The following is a 12,294-nucleotide window of genomic DNA, read 5'->3' on the forward strand; positions in this document are numbered from 1 at the left end:
TTACCAAGTGGCATTTAGGAAGAAAATTTATATGGATTTGAGTACATTACAAGCTGATTTGGATGAATGGTTGCTGTATTATAACCATCACCGAACCCATCGAGGAAAAATGTGCTGTGGAAGAACGGCAATGGAAACATTAGTTGATGGAAAACGAATTTGGGCAGAAAAAAATTTAAGCTCAAATTAATCTGACAGACACACATCGTTTTAAACGGGGACTGTCAGATTGAGTTTGATCTTCTACACTTTATTATTTCTTTAATATCTTTTGCACATTGTTCAAAGACTCTAGTTTCTTCATTAAAGAATCTGTCAAACCATTTTGTTACTTGTGTCATTGTGAATCAGTGAACTAACAGTGATACAAGTTTTAAGTGAGGTGGTTTTTTAATTGTTTGTTTTTAATTAAGTTTTAATTTGCACTAAAATAATATTCACGTACTTACAGAGATATAGAGTATCGGTGTTTTATCATTTAGGCACTTTTGATTACGCTTCACTCAAGCAATATATAGAGACCGAACAAAATCACGAGATAGCGGGCGAGTTTACCGAGGGTAATACATAGCACGCTCATTGTGAAATGAAAACGTAGCCAGCCGGCAATGCCGCAGAGTAAATCGCCGATCACGGGCAGCCAGCTTAAGAGCAACGCCCATACACCGTAGCGTTGGCTGACTGTCAATGCCCATCTTGCCTTACCGGATCGGAGGTTGTGAAGTTGTGGTTCGGGGGCAAGGCGTGCCAGAAAATAGGTGGTTATGCTGCCTAAACTGTTGCCGAGGGTAGCACTGGCGAGCAGCAGCAACAGTTGCAGTGGCATATCTTCGCCGTTTTTCCACAGGGCTTGGCTAACCAATGTGGTAAAGACGATTTCTGAATTTCCCGGCAATAAGGTCGCACTCAAAAAGGCACTGGTGAACAGAATGAGCCATTGATATTCCGTGCTGGTGAAAAAACCGATGAAAGCGGTGAGATAATCGTTCATTTTTGTAATTTTCTTGTTAAATTTGTGTAGGGATTTAATAAACTTAACTATTTGATTTTGTTAAATATTGATATAGGTCAATAAAATTTCCGACTTTATTTATTTTATTGGTAAAAATTATTTAATAGCGTGGGTAACAGGTCTATAATTCTCAAAAATTTTTGCAAATTTTCAACTTTCTATTTAAGGATCGCAATGTTTTCTCCTGCTGAAATGGCAAAGATCGCCGAGGATGCGGCAGTTTATAAAGCCACCAAACACCAATTTTATTCTTTTATTTCTGCGATTACCGCAGGGGCTTATATTTCCATCGCTTTTGTGTTTTATGCCACTACGCAAGTCGGTGCGGGCGAGTTGCCGTGGGGCGTAGCCAAGTTGATTGGCGGCGTGGTATTTTCGCTCGGTATTATTATGTGCGTGGTATTTGGTGCGGAATTATTCACTTCCTCGACAATGACTGCCGTGGCTAAAGCCAGTAAGCGAATTACTTTAGCACAAATGCTGAAAAATTGGTTAGTGGTTTACGGCGGTAATTTTATCGGGGCATTGTTTATTGTCGGGTTGGTGTGGTTTAGTGGTGAAATAATGGCGGCGAACGGGCAGTGGGGTTTAACGATTTTGAAAACCGCCCAGCACAAAATTCACCATAGTTGGTGGGAAACATTTCATCTCGGTATTTTTTGTAATCTGATGGTTTGCATCGCCGTGTGGATGGCGTATGCGGGGAAAAGCCTGACGGACAAAGCCTTTATTATGATTTTGCCGATTTCAATGTTTGTGGCATCGGGCTTTGAACACTGTGTGGCAAATATGTTTATGATCCCAATGGGCGTGCTAATTCACGCTTTTGCCGGCGCTGAATTTTGGACAGCAATCGGTGTGGATGCGGCGCAATTTGCCGATTTAACGCTCTCGCATTTCGTGTTAAATAATCTCATTCCAGCAACGCTGGGCAATATTGTCGGCGGGGCAGTATTTATCGGTTTGGTGCAGTGGTTTTTGCACTTGAAAAAACATTAACGGCAAGCGGTCGTTTTTTGCCGATTTTTTGCAATAACATACCGCTTGTTACTCAATTTATCTTAACTAACGAGGACTTAAAATGACTCAATTAACAGAAGCTCAATTAAAAGCGTGGGAAGGTTTCGCACCGGGCGAATGGCAAACTGAAGTCAATGTGCGTGATTTTATCCAGAAAAACTACACCCCTTATGAAGGTGATGAATCTTTCTTAGCGGACGTTACCGAAGCAACCACAACGCTTTGGAATGATGTGATGGAAAAAATCAAAGTGGAAAACAAAACCCACGAACCTTACGATATTGATTGTGAAACGCCTTCAACCATCACTTCACACGCACCGGGCTATATCAATAAAGATTTAGAAAAAATCGTTGGTTTACAAACAGATGCACCATTAAAACGGGCGATTATGCCGTTTGGCGGTATCAATATGGTGAAAGGCTCGTGTAAAGTTTACCGCCGTGAATTAAATCCGATGGTGGAAAAAATCTTCACCGAATACCGCAAAACCCACAACCAAGGCGTGTTTGATGTTTATACGCCGGATATTTTACGCTGCCGTAAATCAGGCGTGATCACCGGCTTGCCGGACGCTTACGGGCGTGGGCGTATCATCGGCGATTATCGCCGTATGGCACTTTACGGTGCGGATTTCTTGATGAAAGATAAAGTCAAGCAATTCAATTCATTACAGGAAAAATTAGAAAGCGGCGTAGATATTCAAGCGACTATCCAACTGCGTGAAGAAATTGCCGAGCAGCACCGTGCGTTAGGCAAAATGAAAGAGATGGCGGCATCCTACGGCTTTGATATTTCCAATCCGGCGACCAATGCGCAAGAAGCGGTACAGTGGACTTATTTCGCGTATCTTGCTGCGGTGAAATCTCAAAACGGAGCGGCAATGTCGTTCGGGCGTGTATCGACTTTCTTAGATATTTTCATTGAGCGTGATTTACAAGCGGGCAAAATCACCGAGCAGGAAGCGCAAGAGCTGATCGACCATTTGGTAATGAAATTGCGTATGGTGCGTTTCTTACGTACCCCGGAGTACGATCAACTGTTCTCCGGCGACCCGATGTGGGCAACGGAAACTCTTGCGGGTATGGGGTTAGACGGTCGTACATTAGTAACCAAAAACAGCTTCCGTATTCTCCACACCCTTTACACAATGGGGCCATCACCGGAGCCGAACTTAACCATTTTATGGTCTGAAAGTTTACCGGACGGCTTTAAACGTTATGCGGCAAAAGTGTCTATCGACACCTCCTCGGTTCAGTATGAAAACGATGACTTAATGCGTCCGGACTTCAACAATGACGACTATGCGATTGCCTGCTGTGTTAGCCCGATGATCGTCGGTAAAATGATGCAGTTCTTCGGCGCTCGTGCAAACTTAGCGAAAACCTTGCTATACGCAATCAATGGCGGGGTGGACGAGAAATCCGGTGATCAAGTCGGGCCGAAAACCGCCCCGATTACCGATGAATACCTCAATTACGATGATGTAATGACTCGCCTCGATAGCTTTATGGATTGGTTGGCGAAACAATATGTTACGGCATTGAACATCATTCACTTTATGCACGACAAATATGCCTATGAAGCGGCGTTAATGGCGTTGCACGACCGTGATGTGTTCAGAACAATGGCGTGCGGTATCGCAGGGCTTTCTGTGGCGGCGGACTCACTTTCTGCGATCAAATATGCCAAAGTTAAACCAATCCGTGGCGATATCGAAATCAAAAATAAAGCGGGCGAAGTAACAGGTATTGCGAAAAACGTGGCGATTGACTTTGAAATTGAAGGTGAATATCCGCAATTCGGTAACAACGACAACCGTGTTGATGAAATTGCCTGTGATTTAGTGGAACGCTTTATGAAGAAAATTCAGAAGTTAAACACTTACCGCAATGCGACCCCGACCCAATCGGTCTTAACCATTACCTCAAACGTGGTGTATGGTAAGAAAACGGGGAATACACCGGACGGTCGCCGTAGCGGAGCACCATTCGGGCCGGGTGCAAACCCAATGCACGGTCGTGATCAAAAAGGTGCAGTTGCCTCTTTAACCTCGGTGGCGAAACTGCCGTTTGCCTTTGCGAAAGACGGTATCTCTTACACCTTCTCTATCGTGCCGAATGCGTTAGGTAAAGATTACGAAGCCCAAAAACGCAACCTCGCAGGCTTAATGGACGGTTATTTCCACCACGAAGCGACCATTGAAGGCGGTCAGCATCTCAACGTAAACGTATTAAACCGTGAAATGTTGTTGGATGCGGTCGAACATCCGGAGAAATACCCGCAATTAACTATCCGTGTTTCCGGCTATGCGGTACGTTTCAACTCATTAACCAAAGAGCAGCAACAGGACGTGATTACGCGGACGTTCACGACTTCGATGTAATTGAAAGTTTGTAAAATTTAGATGAAAAGCGACCGCTTGTAGTGAAAACTGCAAGCGGTTTTTTTGTGATCTCACTCGAAAAACCGACTATTCACTTACCTAGCCTTATAGATATTGTTTATAATTACAGTATTCTATACATCTGCAAAAAATCTTTAGTGATCGGGAGTTAGAGGAAGTTTCAGTTACTCGAAAATTTCGAGTAACTGCTCAAGACGGCAAAAACTACCACACTAAGCATTACAATCTCTCGGCGATTATTGCAAATTTCTACGGAAAATTAACCGCTTGTAAGCGGTGAGAATAGGTTTAAAAATGGCAAAAATTTAACTCTATTCGATTGATATTTTAAGCCTAAAGCAAAACAGCCCTTAATTGGGCTGTTTATTTCAATGGGGTTAAATACAATAAACTTGTTTTGAGCCTTTTGATTTTGGTCGGTAGCAAGCCCCTCTAAAACTAGCAGGAAGACCTTTTAAACGTTTGGTTTCTTTAGCCTCTTTGCCATTGATGTCAATATCTGTTTTATAACCGTCTTCGCCGGTTGTCATTGCTAAATTGATATGGATAAAACTGACGATCGTTCCATTACTAAAAGTATAGCTTTGGTGTCCCACTCCATTTGTGCAATTTTCTACTTTGCTTTTGGTGAGCTTACCGTTTTTAAGGTAATAGCCGGTGGAATAACGTTGCCCTTGACCGTAATCTTCATCACAGGCAAAAGCGGGTAAGGAAAAGGCTACAGTAAGTAGAGCAAAGACAGTTTTTTTCATAACATTTATCTCCTATTAAACTTAATATTGAAAACTATCGCAATGGATAGTGCCACTGTAATTGTAACAAGTCGTTCTGGTACTTTTATTGTTTTGATACTCCTGCTGTTTCTGCATTTATAGTTTAATCTTCTATATCAAAAAATTTACTAATAAATAATCCTAATATAAGGCATAAGAAATGACCAGTAAGTTTAATTATATCCCACCAACCCAGTGTCTTGTCGAGGTTTAAAAGCCAAATAAATAATCCTATGAAAACTATCAGCATTATTATTCTGACTACGTTAATAATGGTTTTAGTATATTTAGGCGCTAAATAGATAATTGGGAGAATAAATCCCGAGCTAAATGCTATTGTCCTTAAGCATGCAAACCAATATGCATCTAAAGACCCTATATAATAATATCCTCGACCATCCCAAACATAATTACCTTCACCAGGTGTAAGAATAAGCACAATGATTGATAAAATAATTGGACATAATATACATGTAATAGGGAGTAGTATCCAACGAATGGCAGGATGCCAAGAGGTTAATATCTTATTACTCATAGATTACCTTATTTTTTAGAGGATAATTTGGTTAATACGCCAAGTAAATTGCAAATAAAATCATAAATAAATAATATTAAGGCTATGATTATATATATTAATATACCTAAACCAACGAAGCTAATAAAGGAATCAGGTGTAAACCTTTCATAGATAACAGGTACAAATGAGAAAACACCAACTATTTGGGGAATAAGATGAATAAATTTTCCAAAAAAAAGTGCATTTAATACACAGCTTAGGAGTAATGCAACTAAGAGAGATGTGGAATTTAGTTCGATAAAGTAAGCCAATGGCAATAAGGTAAATAAGAAAGGCATTATATGATACTCCTAAACATAGAGACAAGCGATACTGCTTCCTCAAATTTTTCTTTAGTTTTAGCATTATGAGATAACATTCTTAATGTTTCTTCCTCAGACATATGTCTATATACTGTTCTTACTTCTTCAACAACAAGGTGTGCCATAATGATTTTAACTGCCTTACGAATTTCGTCATTAGTTTCAGTTTTTAACACATGATCTATACCGAGTAGTTCGACTTCTTTTTTCTTCGAAGAATTTGGTTGAGTATAATATTCGGCTAAGACTGATGACGGATTATACAATATGTAATTTTGGGCATTTTCAATCGCTTGATAAAACGTTTTTCTTACTTTTCTTCCTGAATTCCATAAGGCTAGGGTAGCTAAAATAACGATAATTGAAATGATTATAAAGATATCATTCATTTGAAAGTTCCTCGATATGTTTGTGATTTGAAAATATGCTTTCAAGGCATATTTTTGGGGTATTTTATGTCTTATAGTGTATTCAGTCAATGCAATAAATCACAAAAAATATGCTTAAAATGAATAATCTTATATGGGCAGTAAAATGGCACAACCAGTTGCATCAGAGATTGATCGCTTTGTCGGTCAACGCATCCAACAAAAACGGCGTGAAAAGGGCTATTCCGCGGAAAGACTATCGGAGTATGTAGATATTTCCCAGCCACAACTTTCCCGCTATGAACGAGGGGCAAATAAGATCAATGTGGCACATTTAGTCGCAATCGCGACTTTTCTAAAAACACCGATTAGCTACTTTTTTGAAGATTGTATGTCAGGGTTTGACTGGAATAGTGATGAAGCAGACCGATATTGGATGGACTTAACTCAGCGACAAAAAACATTACTGGTTGAGCTTCTCAAAGAAATCAAAAAATAGGTTACAGAGTTAGGCTACTTTATAGCTACTCTATGTTGAAAAGCGGTCGGATTATTACAAATTTAAGGTATAATCTGACCGCTTGCTTTTTCCGGTTGGAAAAGATAAAGAAAAACTGACAATAAAGTGAGGAAATAATGAAACGTGTATTTATTATGATGCTCGACTCTTTCGGGATCGGCTATGCGAGTGATGCGGAAAAATTTGGTGATAAAGGCTCAAATACGTTGGGGCATATTGCGGCTCAATGTGCCGAAGGCAAAGCAGATGATCACCGCCGCAGTGGTGCATTAAAACTGCCGAATATGAACCGTTTAGGATTGGGCTTGGCTGCGGAAGAATCGTGCGGGCAATATCCGGCGGGCTTGGAGCAGAATGTCGAGTTGGCGGGTGGTTATTGTTTTGCACAGGAAATTTCTTCGGGCAAAGATACGCCGTCCGGACATTGGGAGGTGGCGGGAGTGCCGGTACTCTTTGATTGGGGCTATTTTCCAAATCACGAAAATAGCTTTCCGCAGGCATTGCTGGATAAGATTGTCAAACGGGCAAATTTAAAAGGATATTTGGGCAACTGCCATTCGTCCGGCACGGTTATTTTAGACGAGCTGGGTGAAGAACATATGAGAAGCGGGCTGCCGATTTTCTATACCTCCGCCGATTCGGTTTTTCAAATTGCGTGCCACGAAGAAACCTACGGCTTAGAAAAACTGTATGAGCTTTGTCAAATCGTGCGGGAAGAATTGGAGGGCTATAATATCGGGCGGGTGATTGCCCGACCGTTTATCGGGGCGAAAGCGGGGGAATTTCAGCGTACGGGTAACCGCAAAGATTATTCTATTGAACCGCCGTCTGCGACTGTGCTGCAAAAATTAGTCGCTGAAAAGGGCGGTGAAGTGGTGTCTATCGGTAAAATTGCCGATATTTATGCGCACACAGGCATTACCCGCAAAATCAAGGCAACCGGCTTGCCGGAGTTATTTGATAAGACCTTACAAGAGGTCAAAGCGGCGGGTAATAATACGATTGTATTCACCAATTTTGTGAATTTTGACTCGGATTTCGGGCATCGCCGTGATGTTGCCGGTTATGCAGCAGCGCTGGAGTATTGGGATAGTCGTTTGCCGGAGTTGTTGAATTTAGTCCAAGATGATGACCTGTTGATTATTACCGCCGATCACGGCTGCGATCCGACTTGGCAAGGCACGGATCATACCAGAGAACATATTCCTGTGTTGCTTTATGGCAAAGGTGTGGCGAAGCAGTCTTTCGGTAAGCGGGAAACCTTTGCGGATATTGGGCAGACGGTAGCGAACTATTTTGGCTTATCGCCGATGGATTACGGTAAGCCGATTGTTGCCTTTCAAGCGGAATAATGCCAAAGGATCGCAATCGGTCAGTTTTGCGACGTTATTTACAAAAGCGTTGAAACCATAAAAAAAGAAGGCATAGCATTGATGCTATGCCTTGATTTATTGAGGTTTTTTATTCGCCCTTTTCAAAACCGTCATCTTGGGTATATTGATAATCGGCGTTTAAGAGATCGTTGATTTCATAACGAGCGACAGTTAATTCAACATTGCCTTCGGCATAACTACCTAATTCATACACACCGTAGACAAAGACAATGTCGCCGTCTTTAAAATAGAAATTATCCGGTATCCTGAACTCAGCTTTCTCTACTGAGCCGCTATATTTGCCGTTTTCATCAAGATTATCGCTTTCATAAATACGCCATAAAATCGCTTTTAATTCTGCCTGATTTTTGGGTGAAATTAAATCGTTTAAGCTGATAACCGCTTTTTTGTTCGCATCAATATTGAGATATTGGGTTGAGTGTATGCCGTGTGCCCCACCCTCATAGGTGTAATCAATATAGCGGAAAGTGGCAATATTGTTACGTTGTCCGAGGTAGAAAGCGGATAAGACATTATCTAAGCCGATAGGCTTGTCCTCTCTCGCATTAGCGAGGTGAGATTGGAATAATTCGTCCGCCATTTGTACCAGCATTGGTTTAGTAACCTGGGCAGCTTTGTCTTTTCCGTCATCATAACCAAAATTTTGATAGGCTTGATTGAGTAGAATTTGATCCAGCCAATCTATGTTGGTAACAGGCACATCAATGCTGACGGTAATCTCACTCTCTTCTCGTGCAAATTCGTCTTTCGGATCTTTCTTAAATTTAAGTTTCTCGGTTTTATGATAGAGGCTTTCAATTTTAACATTTAAGGCAGGGATATTGGTTGCCGCCTGTTTAGCGTTATCCTGCTCGGTTTTGAGTGTTTCATAGGCGCGTTTTAGCTCGTCCAGTTCCGTTTCTTTGGCTACCAGCTCTTTTGTAACCCGATTGAAATCACTTTCCAGTTGGACGATTTTTTTCTCCGTTTCAAAGACTTTTTGCGGTAGGTTGCTGTCCTCGCAGGCAGATAAACCAATGAGCGATGAAATGAGTAAAGCAAGCAATGATTTTTTCATAAAATACCTCCTATTAAAATGTGCCTTTGCTTACGCATCAGGCACGGCGAGTTAGTCACGGAAATTGCTAAATTGGAACGGCTGCCCAAGTTCTGCATTTTTTACCAATTGAATGACCGCTTGCAGATCATCACGGGATTTGCCGGTAACACGCACTTGTTGCCCTTGAATTTGGGTTTGCACTTTCAGTTTTGACTCTTTAATCAACTTAGTGATTTTTTTCGCCATTTCTGTTTCAATGCCTTGTTTTATCTTGATGTCCTTACTGTACAGCTTGCCGTGGTGCTCGCTGTCTGTCGGAATATCAAGGGAGGTACGGTCAATATCTCGTTTGATACACGCACCGATTAAAATTTCCACTAATTGTTCCAACTGGAAATCAGACTCGGTGGTAAGTTTGATTGACTCGGTTTTTTCGTTTAATTCGATGACGGCTTCAACCCCACGAAAATCGTAGCGAGTACTTAATACCCGATTGGCATTTTCAACGGCGTTACGCACTTCGTGCAATGTAATTTCGGATACAATATCAAAAGACGGCATTTTCTTTTCCTGTTTAATAGTTCAATGTGCTGAAATGTTACCATAATATGCACATTTTATATATCGTAAAATCAACGTGTTACTCTTTAAGCAATGCTTTGAGATTATCTTTTATTTTGCCCACTTGTTCGGTGTAAATGGTGTTATTTTCCAATTCATCAATCAGATAAAGCACGGTTTCTGACAGGGTCATTTCCAATTCGGTTGCCAACTCGGATAAACGCTTCCAACTGGCATAGGTCAGATCGATAGATTTTTTGCGTGTTGATTGCTTTTCCGCATTAAAAAAACGTTTGCGTCTGGCGCGGATAGACTGCCGCATTTTGCGGCGTTGATCCGCCGGCATTTCGGCTTTGATCCAGCGTTCAATTTCTTGCGGAGAATGTTGTAAGGTGGTGAGTAGCTGCATTTTAAGTTCGATCAGGCTCTCTTCTTGATGTTTCGTTACATTCTCGCCTTCTCGATATTTTTTCAGCAGGTACTTCCATTTCCAATTTGCTTCTTGAATGTCTAATTTCTGATAGCGCATTTCGTCCCCCAATATCCAGTGAAGTATAGCGTAATTATGCGTATAATGGCGTAAATTTCTATAACGAGGTTATTTTGTGCATCTTTCCCCTTTAGATTGGCAATCTTTAACGGTTGAATACCCGTTTTCGGCGCAACAACAAGCGGTCGGTTTCTTTGATTTTCAAATAAACGCTGCGCAAGCACTAGAGCAGTTTATCTTGGGCGATTACGGCAGTTTATTGCTGCTAAAAGCAGACACCTTACCCGATATATTTTTTGAAGTAGAGAGTTTTTTAAAACAGCACGCATTAGCTGTTAATGTAAAAACGGATTTTACTGAAAAGACATTATTTGGTTATAGTGTGTATTTAGAACAAGAAAATAAGCTGGAAACCGTTGAGGGATTTTTGCAAAAAGCCGATGACGGCATTTTGATTTTAAATTTGAATAAATTACTTACCGATATTTCACAATGGGATAAACTAAAACAGGCTTTATTATTTGGAGAATATGAGCAAATTCAGTTAAACCCGATTCCTAAGGCGTTACCGGCAATTTCAGTGCAGTTTAAATTGATTTTAGTCGGCAGCCGAGAAGATATGGCTGTTTTAGCGAATTATGATGAAAATTTACCTGAAATTAGCCAGTATGCCGAATTAAATCGTTATTTAAAGCTTAATGAAGAAAATTATTTAAAATGGGGATATTATATTAACTCGCTTTGTAATGATTTAGATTATCCGCTTTTTTCGCCACAGGTACTGAATCAACTATTACAATATTTTGTGCGAGATAGCGAAGATAAACAGTTAATTACAATTTTGCCAACAATATTAAAAAAGCAGATTAAACATATTCACGCTTTTTATCAAAACAAGCAAAATATAATGGATATCAGTGCTTATTTGGCATTTTGGGAGGCACAATCTGCCGTCATTAATGACTATACGATTAGAGATATTTTATCAAATCAGATTTATATTGAAACGCAAGGGGCTATTATTGGGCAGATTAACGGGTTATCCGTTGTCGAATTTGACGGCGTGCCTTACGCTTTCGGTGAACCGCTACGGATAACTTGCAATGTGCAGTATGGTGAAGGTGAAATTCACGATATTGAACGAAAAGTGGAACTGGGCGGTAATATCCACTCGAAAGGGATTTTAATTTCACAATCGTGTTTGGCGAATTTGCTTGAACTGCCGGCACAGTTGCCGTTTTCGGCTTCCCTTGCCTTTGAGCAATCTTACGGTGAGATTGACGGCGACAGTTCCTCGTTAGCGATTTTTTGTGTGTTGATCAGTGCCTTATCGAAACGACCATTGCCACAATCGTTGGCGGTAACGGGGGCGATCGATCAATTTGGGAATGTGTTAAGTGTCGGCGGCGTGAATCAAAAAATCGAGGGCTTTTTCAGGATTTGCCAAGAAAGGGGATTAACGGGTGAGCAAGGAGTGATTATACCAGCGGTTTGTGTGTCGCAACTGTGTTTGAAATCGGAAGTGATTGAGGCGGTAAAGGCAGGACAATTCAATATTTGGACGGTGTCCGATGTTTTTGAAGCGGTTTGGTTGCTGTTTGAACACTCTTTTTACGAGGAAGACGCACCGCAACAAACGGACAAAGCTGCGATCTTCACCCTTATTCATCAATATATTGAGCAGGGTGAAAGCACGGTGGTAAGCGGTTCGTTATGGCAGAAAATCGGCAAACGGCTAAAATTATACTGATCCGACAAGTCAGCTTACAACTGTTCGCTAAATTGAAAGTCTGTTACTATGAATTATCTTAGTGTTGCAGACTTTTTTAAT

General features: G+C 40.9%; 12 protein-coding genes and 2 pseudogenes. 7 read left to right on the forward strand and 7 right to left on the reverse strand.

All coding sequences use genetic code 11. From position 1 onward, the window contains the following. A pseudogene (locus tag E4T80_RS05530) lies at positions 1 to 190 on the forward strand (IS481 family transposase); the annotation flags it as partial. A gap of 309 nt (positions 191 to 499) precedes the next feature. On the opposite strand, the gene E4T80_RS05535 reads toward E4T80_RS05530, so the two are convergent. Further along, on the reverse strand, positions 500 to 991 hold the full coding sequence (locus E4T80_RS05535; RefSeq protein ID WP_135055845.1) for a YqaA family protein: 492 nt from the start codon (positions 989 to 991) through the stop codon (positions 500 to 502). Positions 992 to 1,186: 195 nt separating this feature from the next. Here E4T80_RS05535 and focA point away from each other — a divergent pair, with 195 nt between their 5' ends. The 3 genes and pseudogenes from focA to E4T80_RS13120 form a co-directional block, all read left to right on the forward strand. Then, a complete protein-coding gene (focA, locus tag E4T80_RS05540; RefSeq protein WP_047977206.1) occupies positions 1,187 to 2,011 on the forward strand; it encodes a formate transporter FocA in 825 nt (274 codons plus the stop codon). Between the two features lie 82 nt (positions 2,012 to 2,093). After that, a complete protein-coding gene (gene pflB / locus E4T80_RS05545; protein ID WP_135055848.1) occupies positions 2,094 to 4,418 on the forward strand; it encodes a formate C-acetyltransferase in 2,325 nt (774 codons plus the stop codon). A gap of 139 nt (positions 4,419 to 4,557) precedes the next feature. Further along, positions 4,558 to 4,692 (forward strand): annotated as a pseudogene (locus tag E4T80_RS13120) (cell filamentation protein Fic); the annotation flags it as partial. A 124-nt stretch (positions 4,693 to 4,816) separates the two neighbouring features. On the opposite strand, the gene E4T80_RS05555 reads toward E4T80_RS13120, so the two are convergent. The 3 genes from E4T80_RS05555 to E4T80_RS05565 all read right to left on the reverse strand — a co-directional run bounded on the left by E4T80_RS05555 (position 4,817) and on the right by E4T80_RS05565 (position 6,480). Further along, entirely contained in the window at positions 4,817 to 5,191 is a 375-nt protein-coding gene (locus tag E4T80_RS05555) for a hypothetical protein (protein WP_135055851.1), read from the reverse strand. Positions 5,192 to 5,315: 124 nt separating this feature from the next. After that, on the reverse strand, positions 5,316 to 5,747 hold the full coding sequence (locus E4T80_RS05560; RefSeq protein ID WP_135055854.1) for a hypothetical protein: 432 nt from the start codon (positions 5,745 to 5,747) through the stop codon (positions 5,316 to 5,318). Positions 5,748 to 6,066: 319 nt separating this feature from the next. Beyond that, positions 6,067 to 6,480, reverse strand: coding sequence for a hypothetical protein (locus E4T80_RS05565; RefSeq protein ID WP_135055857.1), 414 nt, complete (start codon positions 6,478 to 6,480; stop codon positions 6,067 to 6,069). Positions 6,481 to 6,625: 145 nt separating this feature from the next. Here E4T80_RS05565 and E4T80_RS05570 point away from each other — a divergent pair, with 145 nt between their 5' ends. Both E4T80_RS05570 and E4T80_RS05575 read left to right on the forward strand, forming a co-directional pair. Then, positions 6,626 to 6,958, forward strand: a complete 333-nt coding sequence (locus E4T80_RS05570) for a helix-turn-helix domain-containing protein (protein WP_135055860.1) — start codon at positions 6,626 to 6,628, stop codon at positions 6,956 to 6,958. 137 nt (positions 6,959 to 7,095) lie between these two features. After that, positions 7,096 to 8,331 carry a phosphopentomutase gene (locus E4T80_RS05575; RefSeq protein ID WP_135055863.1) on the forward strand — a complete coding sequence of 412 codons (1,236 nt, stop codon included), beginning with the start codon at positions 7,096 to 7,098 and terminating at the stop codon, positions 8,329 to 8,331. 109 nt (positions 8,332 to 8,440) lie between these two features. Here the strand turns inward: E4T80_RS05575 and E4T80_RS05580 are convergent, their stop codons facing one another. The 3 genes from E4T80_RS05580 to matP all read right to left on the reverse strand — a co-directional run bounded on the left by E4T80_RS05580 (position 8,441) and on the right by matP (position 10,502). Further along, entirely contained in the window at positions 8,441 to 9,430 is a 990-nt protein-coding gene (locus E4T80_RS05580) for an RsiV family protein (protein WP_135055866.1), read from the reverse strand. A gap of 51 nt (positions 9,431 to 9,481) precedes the next feature. Continuing rightward, a complete protein-coding gene (locus E4T80_RS05585) occupies positions 9,482 to 9,973 on the reverse strand; it encodes a YajQ family cyclic di-GMP-binding protein (RefSeq protein WP_135055869.1) in 492 nt (163 codons plus the stop codon). Between the two features lie 79 nt (positions 9,974 to 10,052). Beyond that, entirely contained in the window at positions 10,053 to 10,502 is a 450-nt protein-coding gene (gene matP / locus E4T80_RS05590) for a macrodomain Ter protein MatP (protein ID WP_135055872.1), read from the reverse strand. A 76-nt stretch (positions 10,503 to 10,578) separates the two neighbouring features. Between matP and E4T80_RS05595 the strand changes: the two genes are divergently transcribed. Beyond that, the gene (locus E4T80_RS05595) at positions 10,579 to 12,213 is read left to right on the forward strand and encodes an AAA family ATPase (protein WP_135055875.1); all 1,635 of its coding nucleotides are present in this window, start codon (positions 10,579 to 10,581) and stop codon (positions 12,211 to 12,213) included. The last annotated feature ends 81 nt before the right edge of the window (positions 12,214 to 12,294 follow it).

This window comes from Muribacter muris (assembly GCF_004569585.1).
In the GTDB taxonomy this organism is placed as follows: Bacteria; Pseudomonadota; Gammaproteobacteria; order Enterobacterales; family Pasteurellaceae; genus Muribacter; species Muribacter muris.

Coding starts and splice junctions, on each gene's coding strand:
- E4T80_RS05535 (WP_135055845.1), bottom strand. CDS start 991: ATGAACGATTATCTCACCGCTTTCATCGGTTTTTTCACCAGCACGGAA.
- E4T80_RS05580 (WP_135055866.1), bottom strand. CDS start 9,430: ATGAAAAAATCATTGCTTGCTTTACTCATTTCATCGCTCATTGGTTTA.
- E4T80_RS05565 (WP_135055857.1), bottom strand. CDS start 6,480: ATGAATGATATCTTTATAATCATTTCAATTATCGTTATTTTAGCTACC.
- E4T80_RS05560 (WP_135055854.1), bottom strand. CDS start 5,747: ATGAGTAATAAGATATTAACCTCTTGGCATCCTGCCATTCGTTGGATA.
- matP (WP_135055872.1), bottom strand. CDS start 10,502: ATGCGCTATCAGAAATTAGACATTCAAGAAGCAAATTGGAAATGGAAG.
- pflB (WP_135055848.1), top strand. CDS start 2,094: ATGACTCAATTAACAGAAGCTCAATTAAAAGCGTGGGAAGGTTTCGCA.
- E4T80_RS05575 (WP_135055863.1), top strand. CDS start 7,096: ATGAAACGTGTATTTATTATGATGCTCGACTCTTTCGGGATCGGCTAT.
- E4T80_RS05555 (WP_135055851.1), bottom strand. CDS start 5,191: ATGAAAAAAACTGTCTTTGCTCTACTTACTGTAGCCTTTTCCTTACCC.
- E4T80_RS05570 (WP_135055860.1), top strand. CDS start 6,626: ATGGCACAACCAGTTGCATCAGAGATTGATCGCTTTGTCGGTCAACGC.
- focA (WP_047977206.1), top strand. CDS start 1,187: ATGTTTTCTCCTGCTGAAATGGCAAAGATCGCCGAGGATGCGGCAGTT.
- E4T80_RS05585 (WP_135055869.1), bottom strand. CDS start 9,973: ATGCCGTCTTTTGATATTGTATCCGAAATTACATTGCACGAAGTGCGT.